Genomic DNA, 17808 nt, shown 5'->3' on the forward strand with positions numbered 1-17808 from the left:
TGAGTGCATGAGTAGGGGCGGGTTGTCTCATGATCTTCTATGTTTGCCATCGCTTGCATGCCTATACCCTGGCAAGCCTGCTACTCTATTTTCGAACAGATTTGCAGGGTTCTGTGCGCTTTGTCCCCTATGACGAACGGGAGCATCTGCTTGAGATTTCCAGAGGCACCGTTCTTTGGACGGATTTGGACCGACTGAGCGAAGCAGAGATTGAAGCATGCTCCAATCTCAGCCAGCGGATGAAGTCGCAGCAGCCTGATCTGTTTCAACTCAACCATCCCCGAAAAAGCCTTCAGCGTTTCGATCTATTGCGTATGCTGTTCGCGGACGGCATCAATGATTTCAATGTATACAGACCCGAAAGTCTGCCGGCGGGAATGCGTTTCCCTGTCTTTCTGCGTGACGAGACGGGCGCCGCTTATAAAGTGCCGCCGCTGTTGCAATCGCCGGTGGAACTCGGCCAGGCGCTCTCTGACCTGGGTACGATGAATTTTGTTCGCCCCATGGTGGTGGAGTTTGGAGCAAAGGCAGGTGCCGATGGCAGCTACCGGAAATACTCGGCATATCGGATCGGCGCGCGCAGTTATGCGCAACACTGCTTCGCCAGCAAGGAGTGGTTCATAAAGGTACAGGGAGGCGGCATGTCGCGGCGACATCGGGTCGAGCATACCGCCTTTGTGCGCGACAATCCGCATGCGGTAGAACTGATGCCGATTTTCGAGAAGGCGGGGATCTCATATGGCAGGATCGACTACACCATTGTCGATGGTCGTATCCAGGTTTTCGAGATCAACACCAATCCCACTGTATTGAACGACCCGCCCACACCCTTCGACAGATACGATTCGTTGCCTTACGCCAACATGCATGCAGATGCCTTGGCACAGCTGCCATATGCTAACGATCCCCTATCCACTCCGGTTATCGATGAGACACATCTCCAGATCTTGGGCCGCCTGAAAAACAAGTACCGTCGCAGACGGATGAAGCTGACCGTTCGAAAGGGCTTCAGGTCTTTCCGGGACGCCATGTTCGGCGCCAAGCCTTGAGTTCTCGAACAAGAGCGCTGGGCAATATCGCACTGGCGATCGGCGCGCGGTGTGCCGCAATCTTTCGTGATTTGCCGATAGTTTGGCTTGGACATTATTTCGCCGGCCACGTAACAAATCAGCGCCGAGACGCGAAATTCGGGGGAGTGAACTCTTGTGAGCGGCAAGGACGAGGCCGAACTTTCCCGGCTGATGCGGGCCGCGATCGCGGGAGATGAAAGGGCTTACGCCGACTTTCTGCACCGGATTGCCGCGCTGGTTCGCGGTTTTGCCAGGCGCAAGATCGTGCAGGGCGGGGTCGATCCCGAGGATGTCGTGCAGGAAACCTTGCTGGCTATTCATGTAAAACGACATACCTGGCGTCAGGATGCGCCGGTGTTGCCGTGGATCTACGCGATCGCCCGCTTCAAGCTGATCGATGCGTTCCGGCGGCGAGGACGGCGCATCGAGATCGATGTCGACGATATCGCCGAGACGTTCGCCGAGCCGGAAATCGAGACCGTCAGCGAGCGAGACATCAACCGGGCATTGGACAGCCTGTCGCCGGCACAGCGCTCCGTGGTCTCGGCCGTGTCGGTGGAAGGGCGGTCCATCGGTGAGACGGCGGCGAAGTTCGGCATCAGCGAGACGGCGGTGCGTGTGTCGCTGCATCGCGGACTTGCCGCGATAGCCAAGCGATTCGGGCAGGGGCGGTTCGGGCGGGAATGACATGAGGACGGATGATCTCATCAAGGCGCTGGACGCCGACGCAAGCAGCAAGGCAATCCCGTTGCTGTCGGCCTGGTGGCTGGCCGCCGGTGCGGGGGCGGTGATCGCGGCCGTCGTATTCCTGCTGACCATCGGCCCGCGCCCGGACTTCGTGGCGGCCGCTCACACGATGCGCTTCCTCTCCAAATTCGTCTTCACCATCGTGCTGGCCGTCAGCGCCTTCGCCCTGATCCGCGCCTTGTCGACGCCGGGCGCCTCGACGGGCCGGGCAATGGCCTGGATGGCTGCGGCGCCCGTGCTGGTCGCCGTGGCGGTGCTTCTTGAGCTTTTCATGGTGCCGGAGGCGCTGTGGGGTACACGGATGGTCGGCTCCAACATGATGCTCTGCATGGGCTTTATCCCGCTGATCGGTATTGGCCCGCTTGCCATCTTCCTGTGGATGCTGCGCTATGGCGCGCCGACACGGCCGGTGCTTGCCGGTGCGGTGGCGGGTCTGCTCGCCGGCGGGCTGGCGGCAACCTTCTATGCCGCGCACTGCTTCGACGACTCGCCGCTTTTCGTCGCCACCTGGTACACGGCAGCGATCGCAGGGCTCGCATTGCTCGGTGCGCTCGGCGGACGGTTTTTCATACGCTGGTAGCGTTTCGCAACGATCGCGGACCCGTGCACCGATCCTTAATCATGCCGGCAATTGTTTGCCGGTTAGCGACCACGCCGGCATGCCGGACGCAACCTTTCCTTAAAATCGATCCGCCAAGGTTGATGCGAGAACATGCGTTTGCGCACGGGGGTGGCACGTATCGTGATGTGGCGAGGATTGACCAGCCGAAAATCTCTTGGGCATGCAGGGCTGGCGTTGCTCGTCGCCGGCCTGGGCGTGCTGGCGACCTCGATCCTGCTGTCGAGCCTGGATTTCGGCACCGAAGCGTTGAGGCTCTGCCTGCAGATCGCGGTGGCGGTGGCGGCGGGCGCGCTGTTCCTCGCCGCCCTGTCTATCCGCAGGATCAGCAGGGATCGCCAGCAGATCGCCGAGAGCGAGCTGCGCTTCCGCCGCGCCATGGAGGATTCGGCGATCGGCATCGTGGTTGTCGGTCTCGACGGTCGCATCCGCCAAACCAATCCGGCCTTCGCCGCCATGCTTGGCTACACAAGCGAAGAGATCGAGGCGCTGACTTTCTTCCATGTCACGCATCCCGACGATCTGCTGATCGGGCGGGAGACGATGGACGATCTGAAGGCGGGCACGGTCAATTCCTTCCACTTCGAGAAGCGTTATCTCAGGAAGGACGGAACGCCCGTCTGGGCTCATCTTGCCGGTTCGGTCATTCGCGATGAGACCAGCGGCCGCCCGCTCTATCTCGTTTCGCAAATCGAGAACATCGACGCGCGCAAGCAGGCCGAGGCGCGCATTGCCGAGGCGGAGACGCGTTGGAATTTTGCTCTGGCTGGTGCCGGCCAAGGCGTCTGGGACCTCGACATGCGCAAGGGCGGCACGACCTATTCCTCGACCTGGGTCAAGATGCTGGGCTATGCGGATGGCGAGCTCGATGGCGACACCGATCGCTGGCTGACGATGATTCATCCCGACGATCGCGAGACTGTCGCCGAAGCGGATCGCGCTCATCTCGAGGGCAAGACACCGTTCTTTGAGGCCGAGTTCAGGATGCGCCACAAGGATGGCCACTGGATGTGGATACTCGACCGCGGCAAGGCCATCGAACGCGACGAGAATGGACGGCTGATCAGGGCCATCGGCAGCCTGACCGACATCACCCGTCGCAAGGAGGCCGAAGAGCGCCTTACTGTGTCGGCGGCAATGCTTGCCGACGAAAAGGAGCGGCTGAGGGTGACGCTGCAATCGATCGGCGATGCCGTCATCTGCACCGATGCCGCAAACCGTATCACCTTCATGAACCCGGTCGCCGAAAAGCTGACCGGGATTGCCGGCGGCGAGGCTCTCGGCAAGATGCTTGGCCATGTCTACTGGGCGGTCGACGAGGAGACGGGGCACAGGATCGGCGTCACCCGGCCCGCAGTTGGCGTTCATGCGCCCGCCGACCAGAACAGCCGCGCCGTCCTGATCCGGCGCGACGACACGCGCTGCAGCATCCGCCAGGTGGTGTCGCCGATCATCAACGAACGGAACGAATTCTGCGGGCTGGTCATCGTCTTCCAGGACTTTACCGATGCGCGCGCGCTGCAGCGCCAGCTGGCGCACGCCGCGGCACACGATGCGCTGACCGGCCTTGCCAACCGCTCGAGCTTCATCCGAGCCATGGAGGGCCTGGTCGGCCAGGCGCGCAAGAACGGCACTGCCGACACGACGAAGCCGGCCGGCGGCACGACAGAGTCGGTCGGAGCCAGCGGACATAAGTTCATGTTCATCGATCTCGACCACTTCAAACTGGTCAACGACACCGGCGGCCACGCGGCGGGAGACGCGCTGCTGAAGCGGGTTGCCGAGGCGATTCGCGGCGTGCTTGGTCCAGACGATATCGTCGCTCGCCTCGGCGGCGACGAATTCGCGGTCATTCTGAAATCGGGTTCGGCAGCCGGCGCCAAGATCGCGGCACGCTCCATCATCGATGCGATCGGCGGGCTGGACTTCACTTGGGACGGCCGTCGTCACGTGATCGGCGCCAGCATCGGACTGGCTGCGATCAATGCCAATTGCGGCGAGGTCGACGAGATCATCGCGAGAGCCGATGCGGCCTGCTATGCGGCCAAGGCGGCCGGCCGCGGCTGTGTCTCCGTGGCGTCCGACGCACGGATCGTGGAGGGCCGGACAGAGCCGCTGGCGGCGGCCTCCTGATCGAGCCTGTCAACCGCCGATCCGAAGGCTTGTCCCTGATTTGCGTCGACGATGCGCTCAGCGCGTCGGAACGGGATGCTCGCCACGATAATCGTAGAAGCCGCGCCCCGTCTTGCGGCCGAGCCAGCCGGCCTCGACATATTTCACCAGCAGCGGGCAAGGGCGGTACTTGGAGTCCGACAGGCCGTCATGCAGCACCTGCATGATCGACAGGCAGGTATCGAGCCCGATGAAATCGGCCAACTGCAGCGGCCCCATCGGATGGTTGGCGCCGAGCCGCATGGCGGTGTCGATGGCGTCGACCGAGCCGACACCCTCATAGAGCGTGTAGATCGCCTCGTTGATCATCGGCAACAGGATGCGGTTGACGATGAAGGCCGGAAAATCCTCCGAGACCGTGATCGTCTTGTCGAGCTGCTTCACATAGGTCTTGGCCGCCTCGAAGGTCTGGTCCTCGGTGGCGATGCCGCGCACCAGCTCGACCAGCTTCATCAGCGGCACCGGGTTCATGAAATGTATGCCGATGAACCGCTCAGGCCGGTCGGTCTGCGCGGCAAGCCGCGTGATCGAGATCGACGAGGTGTTGGTCGCCAGGATGGCTTCGGGATTGAGCTGCGGACAAAGCTGGGCGTAGATCTTGCGCTTGACCGTCTCGTCCTCTGTCGCCGCCTCGATCACCAGATCCGCGCCGGCAAGATCGGCCATCGCGGGCGCGGTCGAAATGCGGCCCATCGCGTCGTTGCGCACCTTCTCGTCGAGCTTGCCGGACCCCACCTGGCGGGCCATGTTGCCGCTGATTGTGGCGATGCCTTTCTCGATGCGGTCGGGCGAAATATCGTAGATCAGCACCTTGTAGCCCGAAAGCGCGGAGACATGGGCGATGCCGCCGCCCATCTGGCCCGCGCCGATGATGCCGATCGTCTCGATCTTGCTCATTACACCGATCCCGTCCTGAGCCCTTCCGCTTGAACTGCGAAAGCGCTCCACCTTTTTTTACCGCAATTCCGGACGCAAAACCGCTGCGCACTTTTGCTGGATTGCTTTTCGCCTTTGCGGCCTGCTTTTTGTGCGGTGCAAACTAAAAGGGCGGGGCGACTTCGTCTACCCCACCCTCACCATTTAATACGCTTTGGCAGAAGGCGTCAAAGCGCCTTTTGCAGCTCCGGCAGAATGACGAAGAGATCGCCGACGAGGCCGTAGTCGGCAACCTGGAAAATCGGCGCCTCCTCGTCCTTGTTGATGGCGACGATGACCTTCGAATCCTTCATGCCGGCGAGATGCTGGATGGCGCCGGAGATGCCGACCGCGATGTAGAGATCGGGGGCAACCACCTTGCCGGTCTGGCCGACCTGCCAGTCGTTCGGCGCATAGCCGGCATCGACCGCGGCGCGGGAGGCGCCGACGGCTGCACCGAGCTTGTCGGCGACCGGCAGGATGACCTCCTGGAACTTCTCCGCCGAACCCAGCGCACGACCACCCGAGATGATGATCTTGGCCGAGGTCAGCTCCGGACGGTCGGTCTCGGAAAGCTTGTTCTCGACGAAGGTGGACAGGCCGGGATTGGCCGCGGCCTTAACAGCCTCGACCGCCGCCGAGCCGCCCTCGGGGGCTGCCTGGAACGAGGCCGTGCGCACCGTGATCACCTTCTTGGCGTCGCTCGACTGCACCGTCTGGATGGCGTTGCCGGCATAGATCGGCCGCTTGAACGTGTCGGGCGATACGACTTCGATGATCTCGGACACCTGCGCGACATCGAGCAGCGCTGCGACGCGCGGCGCGACATTCTTGCCCGACGAGGTCGCCGGCGCGATGATGGTGTCGTAGGCGCCCGCCAGCGACACAATGAGCGCTGCCGTCGGTTCGGCCAGGCGCTCGGCAAGTTCGTCTGCCTCGGCCAGCAGCACCTTGCTCACGCCCTTGAGCTTGGCGGCAGCGTCGGCTGCCGGCTTGGCGCCTTTGCCGGCAACCAGCACATGCACGTCCGAGCCGATCTGCAGCGCCGCCGACAGCGCCTTGGCGGTCTGGTCGGAAAGCGTTGCGTTGTCGTGTTCTGCGATGAGGAGAATAGCCATTTTTCTGTTCCTTTCCCGATCGCTTACAGCACGCCGGCTTCGTTCTTGAGCTTGTCGACCAGCTCAGTGACGCTCTTGACCTTGACGCCTGCCTTGCGGCCGCTCGGCTCCTCGGTCTTGATGACCTTCAGCCGCGGCTTGACGTCGGCGCCGTAGTCGGCCGGGGTCTTCTCGTCGAGCTGCTTCTTCTTGGCCTTCATGATGTTGGGCAGCGAGGCATAGCGCGGCTGGTTGAGGCGAAGGTCGGCGGTGACGATCACCGGCATCTTCAGTTCCACGGTCTGCAGGCCGCCGTCGACTTCGCGCGTCACCTTGGCCTTGTCGCCGTCGAGCACGATCTTGGAAGCGAAGGTGCCCTGCGCCCAGCCAAGCAGTGCCGCCAGCATCTGGCCGGTCTGGTTGGAGTCGTCGTCGATCGCCTGCTTGCCGAGAATGACGAGGCCGGGCTGCTCGGCGTCGACGACGCCTTTCAGCACCTTGGCGACGCCGAGCGGCTCGGTCTGTTCGTCGGTCTTGACCAGGATGGCGCGGTCGGCGCCCATGGCGAGCGCGGTGCGCAGTGTTTCCTGCGCCTGCTGCGGGCCGATCGAGACGACGATGATTTCTTCAGCCTTGCCGGCTTCCTTCAGCCGGATTGCTTCTTCCACCGCGATTTCGTCAAACGGGTTCATCGCCATCTTGACGTTGGCGAGCTCCACCGCCGAACCATCAGCCTTCACGCGAACCTTGACGTTCGCATCCACAACCCGCTTCACGGGCACAAGGATCTTCATTTGCCTGTCACCTCTTCACGCTAGTTGGGCGCGCTATAACAGCCTGCGCCCGTTCTGAGTTGTCGAAAGCCGACATTCCTGACTGAATTTTGGCCGGATGGAATTCCGGCCGGATGGAAATTCTGGTGTTTGCCCGCCTTAGGTTGCGGCGGTGACGTTTCCGTAGTTGTGGCAACCCTGCACGTCAATACGCTGCAAGCGGCTCAAATCGGTTCAGTCCGAACTGGAAGCGTTTCCTCGCCCCCAGCGCGGCGTCGCGGCGGGCGGGTCGGGGATCAGCGGTTCCGTGGCAACCGGCGGTTGGTCGGGAGCGGTGGGCGCGACGTCCTCGTCGGCGCCGGCAAACAGCGGCACGCCGCGGCTGCGCAGGACGAGCACAAGAACGGCTCCGGCAATGATGCCGCCGATATGACAGGCCCACGAAATCTGGTCCTCGCCGCCGGCGGCAAACATCACCACCTGGAACAGCACCCACAAGATGAGCGGGATGAAGGCCGGAATCCGCAGCGGGATGCGGGCAAAGGCCAGCACCCAGACCTTCACCCTGGGATAAAGGATCAGATAGGCGACGACCACGCCCGCGATGGCGCCGGAGGCACCGATCAGCGGCGCCTGCGAATCCCAGGCGACGAGGCCCTGGAAAGCGGCGCCGGCGATCGCACACAACAGGTAGAAGATGAGGTAGCGGATGTGGCCGAGCGCATCCTCGACATTGTCGCCGAACACCCACAGGAACAGCATGTTGCCGCCGAGATGGAAGATGTCTGCATGCAGGAAGGAATAGGTGAGGTAGCTCAGGCTTTCGGGGATGACGATGAAACGGGGATCGAGCTCGGCGGTGTCATGGACGACCGACGGGATGAAGCCGAGGCCAAGCACGGCGGCATTGGAGAAACTCTCACCGCCGAGCGCGGTGGCGAGGTAGACCAGGGCATTGACCACGATCAGCCCGATGGTCACATATTGCAGCCTGATGTGCCGCAGCCTGTTGGTGTCGTAAAGCGGGATGAACATTGCCCCAGGCCCTCTTCCGCTTTCGACAATCAGCGGTTCTTGCCGGGAACCCATAGCACGTCGGCGTTTCCGTTGTCATTGACCGCCCGGGCGGCGACAAACAGGAAATCCGAAACCCGGTTGATGTATTTCAGACCGTCGCGGTTGACGTGCTCGTCCGGATCCTGGGCAAGGGCCACGATCAGCCTTTCGGCCCGCCGCGCCACGGTGCGGGCAAGGTGAAGTGCCGCCGCTGCCGGCGTGCCGCCATTGAGCACGAAGGATTTGAGCGGCTGAAGCTCCTTGTTGAGAAGGTCGATGTCCTTTTCGACCCGGTCGGTCTGCACGGCGACGATGCGAAGCGGCTCATAGCCGAGCGGCTTGCCGTCGTCGGGCACGGCGAGATCGGCGCCGAGATCGAACAGATCGTTCTGGATGCGGGAAAGCATGGCGTCGATCGCGGGATGGATCGCGGCCGTGTGGACCCGGGCGATGCCGATGCAGGCATTGGCTTCGTCGACCGTGCCGTAGGCGTCTACCCGCAGGTCGGATTTCAGCCGCCTCTCGCCGGTGCCGAGACCCGTGGTGCCATCATCGCCGGTGCGGGTGTAGATCTTGTTGAGCTTGACCATTTCGCCTCCCAGCCGACATCCCTCACTTGCGGGTGAAATACACCGCAAGCAGGATCAGCACCAGCGCCACGGCCTGCAGCATGACGCGCGCCTGCATCAGCTTGTTCGAGGTGACGCCGGAGCCGCCGCGCATCATGTTGATGAGGCCACGAACAAGCACGACCGCAACGGCGACCATGACCAGAATGGCGAGAATGTTGAAGACGGTTGCCATTGCTTCGTTCCAGTTGTTTTGGCGTTCAGGCGCGTTTGGCCATCAGGCGGTAAAGCATCGATGCAGGCAGGATGCGTTTGAGCACCGCACCGATCCTGGCCGGCACTGTTACCACATAGTGCGGGCGTGGGCGCCGCGACAGAAGTGCATGGCGCAGCGCCGCATGAACGACTTCCGGCCCTGGCTTCAAGGCCGATTGGCTGCCGCCGGCCCGCAGCCGTTCGAGTTGCGCCGCATAGTCCACGCGGTGCACGGAATTTTCGTGGTCGATGTTGCTGAGAAACCAAATGAGGCCATTGCTGGCGATCTTCGACTTCACCGGCCCCGGCTCGATCAGCGAAACGTGGACGCCGCTGCCGGCCAGTTCCTGGCGCTGGCAGAGCATCAAGGCCTCCAGTGCATGCTTCGACGCGGAATAGGCGCCGCGAAAGCGCACCGGCACGAGGCCAAGGATCGACGAACAGTGGACGATGCGGCCCTGACCCTGGCGGCGCATCACCGGCACCAGTCGGCGGGTCAAATCATGCCAGCCGAAGAAATTCGCCTCGAACTGCTGCTTGAGCGCCGCGACGGGCAGATCCTCGACGGCGCCAGGCTGGGCAAAGGCGCCGTTGTTGAACAGGGCGTCGAGCCGGCCGCCGGTGCGGTCGAGCACCGCCGTCACCAGCGCGGCGATGGACTCCGGCTCGCAATAATCGAGATAGAAGGCCTCGATGCCATCGGCTTCGAGCGCGGCGATGTCCTGCGGCTTGCGCGCCGTTGCGAACACCCGCCAGCCTTCCGCCTTCAACGCGCGGGCGCAGTACGCGCCTATTCCCGAAGACGCACCGGTGATGATAATCGAGCGCAACTTTCGCGCCGGACTGTTCGTGGTTTCGCCAAGGGTTGCCATTTGCCGCAATCCCTTCCCATATTCCCGGCGTGGAGACAATTGGAGGGCGCGGTTCTTGTTGCGGAAGATCGTAGCCCTCAAGCGGGTCCTCTACGACGCGCTCGGCCATTTCAACACCGATGACGGCTGGGCGATGGCCAGCCATCTGGCGATCACATCGCTGATGGCGCTGTTCCCGTTCCTGATCTTCGCGACGACGCTGGCGAGCTTCCTCGGCGCGCAGGCGTTCTCCGACACCGCCGTGCATCTGGTCTTCGACACCTGGCCCGAACAGATCGCCAAGCCGATCGCGCGCGAAGTGCTCAATGTGCTGACCGTCCGGCGCACCGACCTTTTGACCTATGGCGTGGTGCTTGCTGCCTATTTTGCGTCGAACGGCATTGAGGCGCTGCGCACGTCGCTCAACCGCGCCTATCGCGTTTCGGAAACGCGCGGCATCATCTACCGCCGGGTGCAGAGCATCATCTTCGTTCTCATCGCCACGGCCGGTTTCCTGGCGATCAGCGTGCTCCTGGTGTTCGCGCCGCTGCTGGCGCGGATCGCCGAAGCCCATATCGACTGGATCAAGCCCTATATGGGCACCATCACGCTGTGGCGTTACGTCATCGCTTCGGCGGTCATTGTCGGCGGATTGTTTGCCGTGCATTTCTGGCTGCCGGCGGGCAAGCGCCGCTTCGTCTCGCTGGTGCCGGGCATCGTCTTCACGCTGGCGGCATGGCTTATCGGTTCGACCATCTTCGCCACCTATCTCGACCACTTCTCGTCCTATGTGACGACCTATGCCGGCCTGGCCTCGATCATGATCGCCGTGGTCTTCCTCTACATGGTCTCGGCGATCTTTATCCTTGGCGGCGAGCTCAATGCCGCGATCAGCCGCTATCTGGAGGCACGTGCGCGGGTGGGATGACAGGTAGAATTGAGGAATTGAAGAACTGAAGAATTGGAGAAAAAGCGGGCCATATCCGGTGCTGTCTGTGCTTCTTCCTCAATTCCTCAATTCCTCAATTCCTCAATTCCTCAATTCCACAGTTCTTCCCTTCGTCTGCCGCGCCGTTGCCAGGCCAACGCCGAATGTGGTGATCGCCATGCCGACGATCTGCAGGGCGTTGAGCTGCTCGTCGAACAGGGCCCATGCGATGACCGCCGTCACCGCCGGTACCAGGTAGAACAGCGAGGCCACTTTCGACATCTCCCCGTCGCGGATCATGACCATCAGCAGGAAAATGGCGCCGAGCGACAGCACCAGCACCAGCCAGGCCATGGCGAAGATCAGCTCGCCATTGATGACGACGGTGTGGGTTTCGAAGGCGAGCGAGGCGAGGAGCATCAGCGAACCACCGCCGACATATTGCCACATGGTCGCCGCGACGAGGTCGCCGCCGGAAGCGAAGCGCTTTTGCCAGATGGTGCCGGCGCTCATACCGAGCACCGAGACCAGCGAGGCGGTCAATGTCGCCGCGGTCACGCCGCCGCCGAGCGCGCCGAGCTTCGGCCACAGCACGATGACGATACCGATGAGGCCGATGCCAAGGCCAAGCCAGTGGCGCGGCAGGATCGCCTCGCCGAGAAACTTACCGGCAAGCACCGCCGTGATCAGTGGCTGCAGGCCGACGATGAGGGCTGAAAAGCCGGCCGGCATGCCCCTGTGGATGGCCCAGAAGACGGCGCCGAGATAGACGCCATGCATCAGGATGCCGGCGCCGGTGGCATGCAGCGCCTCCTGGCGGGTGGCTCTTTTCGAGCCAAGCACAAGCATCAGGACGGCCAGCAGGATAGCAGCGAGGACGAAACGCGCGGCGAGGAAGGTGAACGGTTCCGCCCACGGCATGGCGTAGCGCGCACCGATGAAGCCGGTGGCCCACAAGACGACGAAGGTGGCGGGAATGAACCGCTTGATGCTGTGCATGTTCCGCAGACGCCGCACTGGAGGGAGTTGACCGTGGCGCTGCTCTACTGCGCTTCAACCCGGCGTGCAAAACGAAACCATTGATCCATGCATCACCGGAATTCAACGGGCGTCAAGTTCGACATGCGTTACCTTGGCCGCGCCGCGCTCAAAGCCCGACCATCCCCCTGATGTCGCCAGGCGACGCGCCGGCATTGCGCAAGGCGGCAAGGCCGGTATCGCCCAGGCTCTTCGACAGCTTTCGTCCGTCGGGCCCGAGGATGAGACGATGATGGAAGTAGGCCGGTTGCGGCAGCCCCAGGAGTTGCTGCAGCAGGCGCTGCACGCCGGTGGCGGAAAACAGGTCTTGGCCGCGCACGACGTGGCTGACGCCTTGCAGCGCATCGTCCATGACGACGGCCAGGTGGTAGCTGGTCGGGATGTCACGGCGCGCCAAGATCACGTCGCCCCAGTCCTGCGGGCGGGCTTCGACGGAGCGCGTCGTGGAAAGCGTCTCGTCGGAATACTCTGTCCAAGACAGGTCCTTGCCGACACGCGCCATGGCGGCCTCGACATCCAGCCGCCAGGCGAAGGGCGCATTCTCGACTATCCGCCGCTGGCGTTCCTTCAGCGGCAGCGCCTTGTCCACGGCGGGGTAGAGCGGCACGCCATCGGGATCGCGCGGCCAGTCGCGCCCACGTTTTTCGCTGTCGGTGATGAAGGCGCGGATCTCGCCACGGCTCATGAAGGCGGGGTAGACGAGTTCCTCCGCGATCAACCGCTCGAGCACCGCCTGGTATTCGGCGAAATGCTCGGACTGGCGGCGCACCGGCTCTTCCCAGCCAAGCCCCAGCCATTTCAGGTCGGCAAGCACGCCGGCCTCGAATTGCGGCGTGCAGCGCGTCGTGTCGATATCCTCGATGCGCAGCAGCAGGCGTCCGTCCGCCCGTGCCGTCAGCTTCTGGTTGAGCAGCGCCGAATAGGCGTGGCCGAGATGCAGGTCACCGTTGGGGCTAGGCGCGAAGCGGAATGTCAGGAGTGTCATCTCTCAGGCGGCAATCATGTTTTGCGACGCTTCGCCAATTGCTACCCTGTCGACGGTCGAGGAACAAGAAAGCATGCGCCGTATCGTGACATCAGACGACATTGCCCGGGGGCTCGATGCGCTTTGCGTGATCGACCCGCGCCTGGAAAAGGTGCGCGGCATGGCCGGCGAGGTGCCGCTGCGGCTGTCCGAGCCGGGGTTTCGAAGCCTGGCGTCGATCGTCGTCTCGCAGCAAGTGTCCCGCGCCAGTGCCGATGCCATCTTCGGCCGGCTGACCAAGCTCGTCGATCCGCTGACGCCGCAGGCGATCCTGGCCGCCGGCGAGGACATGTTTCGCGAAGCCGGCCTGTCGCGGCCCAAACAGCGCGGCCTGATCGCTGTTGCCCAGGCCGTGGTCGACGGCCTCGACCTTCATCACCTCTGTTCGCTCGATGCCGAGGAGGCGATCACGACGATGACGGCGGTGTCCGGCATCGGTCCGTGGACAGCGGAAGTGTATCTCTTATTCGCCGCCGGGCATCCCGACATCTTCCCCGCGCGCGACGTCGCGCTGCAGAGCGCGGTCGGCCACGCGCTCGGCATCGAGCCGCGTCCGCCGGAGAAAACCCTGATCGCATTGGCCGAATCATGGAGCCCGTGGCGAGGTGTCGCATCACGGCTTTTCTGGTCCTATTATCGCGAAACCAGAGGGCGGGACGCCGCGCCGCCGGCCTCAATCCGCAAAAAATCATAAGAATCATGCATTTTTGGCGCTTAGGCGACGCGACAATCCGCTTCACATCCCTGTCATGTCGGGCTTACAGTATCCGCGCCGTTCGGGTCTAGAACCAAGGAGGTGAACACGTGACGGTTGCCGTATCTCCGGATGGGCTTCCAGCACTGGTGCTGAATGCGGATTACCGTCCGCTCAGCTATTACCCCTTGTCGCTCTGGTCGTGGCAGGATGCCATCAAGGCGGTGTTCCTCGACCGGGTGAACATCGTCGCCGAATACGAGCACGCCGTCTCCTCGCCGACCTTCTCGATGAAGCTGCCGAGCGTGGTCAGCCTGAAGGCCTATGTGAAGCCGTCCAGGCACCCGGCCTTCACCCGCTTCAATGTCTTCCTGCGCGATCGCTTCCAGTGCCAGTATTGCGGCACGCCGGAGGATCTGACCTTCGATCACGTCATCCCCCGCCATCGCGGCGGCGCGACGACATGGGAGAATGTCGTTGCCGCCTGCTCGCCCTGCAATCTGAGGAAGGGCGGCATGATGCCGGCGCATGCCAAGATGTGGCCGCTGCAGAAGCCTTTCCAGCCGACGGTGCACGATCTGCACAACAATGGTCGCCTGTTCCCGCCCAACCATCTGCATGAGAGCTGGATGGATTATCTGTATTGGGATGTCGAACTCGAACCCTGAGATCGTTCGAGAATTCGGGAGGCTGGCCGTCTGGAGCGATTGTCTGCGCTTCCGCCTACCAGACCATGATATCCGACACTCCCCGGTATCGGACCAGTTCGGTCGTGCTCACTTATCAGCGGCTTCGCGTAAGGACCGGCTTCCCCCACTCCGTCGCTGCTTCGCAGCGCCACCTCTCCCCCCCTCCGGAGGGAGAGGAAGGGAGCCTCTCTCGGAGGAGCGCTGGCTACAACAGGCTCGCGCCCTTCCTCTACCCCGTCGATCGGGGGAGAGGTGGCTCGGCGAAGCCGAGACGGAGTGGGGGTCGACCTGGCTCGGACGTCGAAAGCCGCGCCATCCGACTCAGCCCGGCGAATTTTTGCTCGAACTCTGCGTCGCGCTGCTCAATCAGTCGCGGGTGAGGGCGCCGCGGAAGGCGACGGCGGCGAGGATCAGGCTGGCGATGGCGTTCCAGCCGGCCAGCGACAGGCCAAGGATGCGCAAGGCGGCTTTGTCGCAGGACGGCGGCACGAATTTGTCGAGCGCGTCGAGCACGCCCTTGCCGCCGGTGTCGACCGGCCCGGCGCCTGCGGTACAATCGGTCGGGCCGGCCCACCACTGCCATTCGACGCCGGAGTGGTAGACGCCGAGATAGAGGCCGTAGAGCATCAGGATGCCGCCGACGGCCAGCAGGCCGCGCGTTAGCCAGCTGGGTGCGTGCAGCATCGACGCAATCACCGCCAGCACCATCAGCGGCACGCCGATATAGTAGGGCGTGCGCTGTTCGAGGCAGAGGTGGCAGGGGATATAGCCGCCGAGATACTGGAAGCCGAGCGCCGAGCCAACGGTGGCGGCCATGGCGACGGCGAGGAACAAGGCGGTCAGCGTGCGCTGGCGTCCGGTGTCGGCATTCATGGTCGCTGTCATTTCAATCGGTCCGTCCGGCTCGCAATGGTTCTGTTCAGAACGCGTATTTGACCAGGATATAGAGCAAAATCAGGGCAGCCGCGCCGGCGCCGGCGATGAGGCCGAGGCGCTTTTCGATGAATTCGCGGATCGGTTCGCCATAATGGCGCAGCAGCCAGGCGAGCAGCAGGAAACGGCCACCGCGGGCCACGATCGCCAGCACCACGAACAACAGCAAATTGACGCCGATGACGCCGGACAGGATCGTCACCACCTTGATCGGCGGCAGGTGGGCAGCGCCCGACGTGATCAGCATCAGGACGATGAAGCCGACGCCTGCCCCTGCGCGCAGCGCTTCGAACTCGTCGTACTTGCCGTAGAATTCGAGGATCGGCCTCGCCACCGCGTCATAGGCGTAGTGGCCGATGAACCAGCCGGCGATGCCGCCCAGCACAGAGGCGACGGTGGCGATCAGCGCATAGCGGTAGGCGCGATCCGGCCGCGACAGCGCCATCGGCAGATAGAGCACGTCGGCCGGCACCAGGAACACCGAGCTTTCGACGAAGGCGATGAAGGCCAGCCACCATTCGGCGGATTTGCGGGCCGCCAGCGACAAGGTCCAGTCGTAAAGTCCGCGAAGCATCGGCACTCCTAATGCGTGTCGTTCCATTGCGCAGGCAGGTTGGGGTTAACGGCATGCACAGAACAAAGACCCAGAGCACGCCATCCGTCCCCGCAGACGTGCCGCGCTTTGATGCGCCGCCTGTCTAGAAAGATTTTCCGCGCTGCACAATGGCAGCCCCCTCACGAAATCGAAAGGCGCAGTTTGGTCGCATCTTGAGGGCGCCGGAGAATTGGCCAGTTGACGAACAGCCCTCCAACCGTATAGTCCCGCGCCATCCAGGCCGCCCGGCCTGAGCCCCTATGGCGGAATTGGTAGACGCGCTCGACTCAAAATCGAGTTCCGCAAGGAGTGCTGGTTCGATTCCGGCTAGGGGCACCATCCTACACTCTTCGAGCTTCGGGTGGGACAATTTAGCCTGTGTTTGTTTTGGGATCCGCTTGTGCGCGGCAGCGCCGGCGTTGCGTTCCCGGTTGGCCTTTTGGTGTATCGTGGTCTGCTGTTTCCCATGCTAACGCTTGCCGGCCCTTGTTCGCCTGCAAGTGCCCCTTCAGGCTGATCGGCGCTTTTCGCTCAACAAAACTCGCAGATGCGGTAACGCCGCATGCGCCACCGCCTTGGGTGGTTGCGTGAACATGCAAGGCGGTTCCGCAGCGCCTAGAAGGCAGGTCTTTTGCCAATCCAATGTAAGGGACCAACAACCGCCGCAGACACGCGGGGCAATATTGATATTGTTCGGGTAGGCGTAATAGCCGATCGGCGTTGGACCGAAAACGACACAACACGGCGTCCCTACACAGCTTGCGATATGAACAAGCCCTCCCTCCATGTCGAAATGCATGGACGAGTTCGCAAGAACGGAGGTGATTTGCGGCTGTGTTGTCTTGGAAGAAAGGTTGTAGTCGGCCGAACTGAGGGTGCCTCCTACCACGCCGACTTGGACAACAGGAAGATCCGGCAACTGCGCCTTCACCTCTTTCACGACATCATCCAAGAACGGATAATCTCGCGTAGCTCGAGGGCGACCCGACTCCTCGCTGAAGGAATTATGGACAGTAATGTAGGGTTTATGGTCCAGTCCCAAGCTTTGAACCAAGGACGCATCCTCAGGTAACGGATATTGATGGCCGCCAAAGGGCACACCGCTGACATGGTTCAGAAAGGTGTCTCGCCTCACGTTCTGAAATTGGGCTACAAGTGCTGGATGGAAGTCCAAATGAGGATGCGCATCGATCGCATGCGAAAACATCTTCCGATACGGTGCGATGCTTTGCAGCATTGCCGAAAGCGCCGGCCACCGTTCGGCAGCGGCAGAACTCATGTGCACAAGATCTACGGTGTGTGTGAGCTGCAGGACAAGAAGATATCGATGCGTGACCCACGTAAATACGCGTTTCTGAGCTTCAATGAAAGTTACATCCGGGAGAGGCTCGTAGAGCCAGCCCATTCCGCCCGTTACGGAATAGACGTCGATCTTTGCGCGGCCAAAGTGGCTCAGCAGATCGCGAATAAACCGGACGGCCACGATATGGTCGCCCATGCCGCCTGTTACACGAATGGCAATGCTGTCTCGTCGTTCTACGTTGATCGCTAGATGAAGTGCTAACGCCGCATTCTTGAAGCCGTTGCGCGTCCTGCGTGAGAAGCGCGTAAGGCCTCGATCTTGCCTGCTCATGGCGATTCCTAAGCTTTGACGTTGAACATTCTTCCAAACGGTATCTACGCCGCCGCCGCTCCAGATGCTATCCAAGGGCATGGAGCGCTCGGCGATGCAATGATCGAGCCGGGACTGATGGCGAGGAGACCTGCGGCAGCCATTTCATTT

19 protein-coding genes and 1 tRNA gene are annotated in these 17808 nt (G+C 62.5%); 8 read left to right on the forward strand and 12 right to left on the reverse strand.

What is annotated here, in order from left to right; genetic code table 11:
- Positions 1–29: 29 nt before the first annotated feature.
- The 4 genes from AC0L24_RS22060 to AC0L24_RS22075 all read left to right on the forward strand — a co-directional run bounded on the left by AC0L24_RS22060 (position 30) and on the right by AC0L24_RS22075 (position 4569).
- A complete protein-coding gene (locus tag AC0L24_RS22060; protein ID WP_127331578.1) occupies positions 30–1049 on the forward strand; it encodes a hypothetical protein in 1020 nt (339 codons plus the stop codon).
- Positions 1050–1205: 156 nt separating this feature from the next.
- Positions 1206–1757 (forward strand): sigma-70 family RNA polymerase sigma factor, encoded by a 552-nt coding sequence (locus AC0L24_RS22065; protein WP_127809210.1) that lies wholly within the window; start codon positions 1206–1208, stop codon positions 1755–1757.
- A 1-nt stretch (position 1758) separates the two neighbouring features.
- Entirely contained in the window at positions 1759–2397 is a 639-nt protein-coding gene (locus AC0L24_RS22070) for an NrsF family protein (protein WP_127809211.1), read from the forward strand.
- A 132-nt stretch (positions 2398–2529) separates the two neighbouring features.
- The gene (locus AC0L24_RS22075) at positions 2530–4569 is read left to right on the forward strand and encodes a PAS domain S-box protein (RefSeq protein ID WP_127809212.1); all 2040 of its coding nucleotides are present in this window, start codon (positions 2530–2532) and stop codon (positions 4567–4569) included.
- A 57-nt stretch (positions 4570–4626) separates the two neighbouring features.
- Here the strand turns inward: AC0L24_RS22075 and AC0L24_RS22080 are convergent, their stop codons facing one another.
- From AC0L24_RS22080 to AC0L24_RS22110, 7 genes are all read right to left on the reverse strand, one after another.
- On the reverse strand, positions 4627–5505 hold the full coding sequence (locus AC0L24_RS22080; protein ID WP_127809213.1) for a 3-hydroxybutyryl-CoA dehydrogenase: 879 nt from the start codon (positions 5503–5505) through the stop codon (positions 4627–4629).
- A gap of 206 nt (positions 5506–5711) precedes the next feature.
- Positions 5712–6641, reverse strand: a complete 930-nt coding sequence (locus AC0L24_RS22085; protein WP_292679708.1) for an electron transfer flavoprotein subunit alpha/FixB family protein — start codon at positions 6639–6641, stop codon at positions 5712–5714.
- 23 nt (positions 6642–6664) lie between these two features.
- Entirely contained in the window at positions 6665–7414 is a 750-nt protein-coding gene (locus AC0L24_RS22090) for an electron transfer flavoprotein subunit beta/FixA family protein (protein ID WP_127277120.1), read from the reverse strand.
- A 213-nt stretch (positions 7415–7627) separates the two neighbouring features.
- Complete coding sequence (locus AC0L24_RS22095) at positions 7628–8428, reverse strand: rhomboid family intramembrane serine protease (protein WP_127379996.1); 801 nt, start codon at positions 8426–8428, stop codon at positions 7628–7630.
- A 29-nt stretch (positions 8429–8457) separates the two neighbouring features.
- Positions 8458–9039, reverse strand: a complete 582-nt coding sequence (locus AC0L24_RS22100) for a cob(I)yrinic acid a,c-diamide adenosyltransferase (RefSeq protein ID WP_127270629.1) — start codon at positions 9037–9039, stop codon at positions 8458–8460.
- A gap of 22 nt (positions 9040–9061) precedes the next feature.
- Complete coding sequence (locus AC0L24_RS22105; RefSeq protein WP_013529428.1) at positions 9062–9253, reverse strand: twin transmembrane helix small protein; 192 nt, start codon at positions 9251–9253, stop codon at positions 9062–9064.
- A gap of 25 nt (positions 9254–9278) precedes the next feature.
- The gene (locus tag AC0L24_RS22110) at positions 9279–10145 is read right to left on the reverse strand and encodes an SDR family oxidoreductase (RefSeq protein WP_473564150.1); all 867 of its coding nucleotides are present in this window, start codon (positions 10143–10145) and stop codon (positions 9279–9281) included.
- Between the two features lie 55 nt (positions 10146–10200).
- On the opposite strand from AC0L24_RS22110, the gene AC0L24_RS22115 reads away from it, so the two are divergent.
- Positions 10201–11052, forward strand: coding sequence for a YihY/virulence factor BrkB family protein (locus AC0L24_RS22115; protein ID WP_127270626.1), 852 nt, complete (start codon positions 10201–10203; stop codon positions 11050–11052).
- 102 nt (positions 11053–11154) lie between these two features.
- On the opposite strand, the gene AC0L24_RS22120 is transcribed toward AC0L24_RS22115, so the two are convergent.
- Together AC0L24_RS22120 and gluQRS are read right to left on the reverse strand one after the other, a co-directional pair.
- On the reverse strand, positions 11155–12051 hold the full coding sequence (locus AC0L24_RS22120; RefSeq protein ID WP_127272487.1) for a DMT family transporter: 897 nt from the start codon (positions 12049–12051) through the stop codon (positions 11155–11157).
- 148 nt (positions 12052–12199) lie between these two features.
- Positions 12200–13075 carry a tRNA glutamyl-Q(34) synthetase GluQRS gene (gene gluQRS, locus AC0L24_RS22125; RefSeq protein ID WP_473564151.1) on the reverse strand — a complete coding sequence of 292 codons (876 nt, stop codon included), beginning with the start codon at positions 13073–13075 and terminating at the stop codon, positions 12200–12202.
- Positions 13076–13148: 73 nt separating this feature from the next.
- Between gluQRS and AC0L24_RS22130 the strand changes: the two genes are divergently transcribed.
- Together AC0L24_RS22130 and AC0L24_RS22135 are read left to right on the forward strand one after the other, a co-directional pair.
- On the forward strand, positions 13149–13808 hold the full coding sequence (locus AC0L24_RS22130) for a DNA-3-methyladenine glycosylase family protein (RefSeq protein WP_473564152.1): 660 nt from the start codon (positions 13149–13151) through the stop codon (positions 13806–13808).
- A 110-nt stretch (positions 13809–13918) separates the two neighbouring features.
- Positions 13919–14476, forward strand: a complete 558-nt coding sequence (locus tag AC0L24_RS22135) for an HNH endonuclease (RefSeq protein WP_006328497.1) — start codon at positions 13919–13921, stop codon at positions 14474–14476.
- A 387-nt stretch (positions 14477–14863) separates the two neighbouring features.
- On the opposite strand, the gene AC0L24_RS22140 is transcribed toward AC0L24_RS22135, so the two are convergent.
- Together AC0L24_RS22140 and AC0L24_RS22145 are read right to left on the reverse strand one after the other, a co-directional pair.
- Positions 14864–15382: a disulfide bond formation protein B gene (locus tag AC0L24_RS22140; RefSeq protein ID WP_013529434.1), complete on the reverse strand. Its 519-nt coding sequence runs from the start codon at positions 15380–15382 to the stop codon at positions 14864–14866.
- Positions 15383–15416: 34 nt separating this feature from the next.
- Positions 15417–16004 (reverse strand): YqaA family protein, encoded by a 588-nt coding sequence (locus AC0L24_RS22145; protein ID WP_023811139.1) that lies wholly within the window; start codon positions 16002–16004, stop codon positions 15417–15419.
- A gap of 275 nt (positions 16005–16279) precedes the next feature.
- Between AC0L24_RS22145 and AC0L24_RS22150 the strand changes: the two genes are divergently transcribed.
- A tRNA-Leu gene (locus AC0L24_RS22150) sits at positions 16280–16364 on the forward strand.
- Between the two features lie 169 nt (positions 16365–16533).
- Here the strand turns inward: AC0L24_RS22150 and AC0L24_RS22155 are convergent.
- On the reverse strand, positions 16534–17658 hold the full coding sequence (locus AC0L24_RS22155) for a glycosyltransferase family 9 protein (protein ID WP_473564153.1): 1125 nt from the start codon (positions 17656–17658) through the stop codon (positions 16534–16536).
- Positions 17659–17808 lie beyond the last annotated feature (150 nt).

The organism is Mesorhizobium sp. WSM4809, from assembly GCF_055811655.1.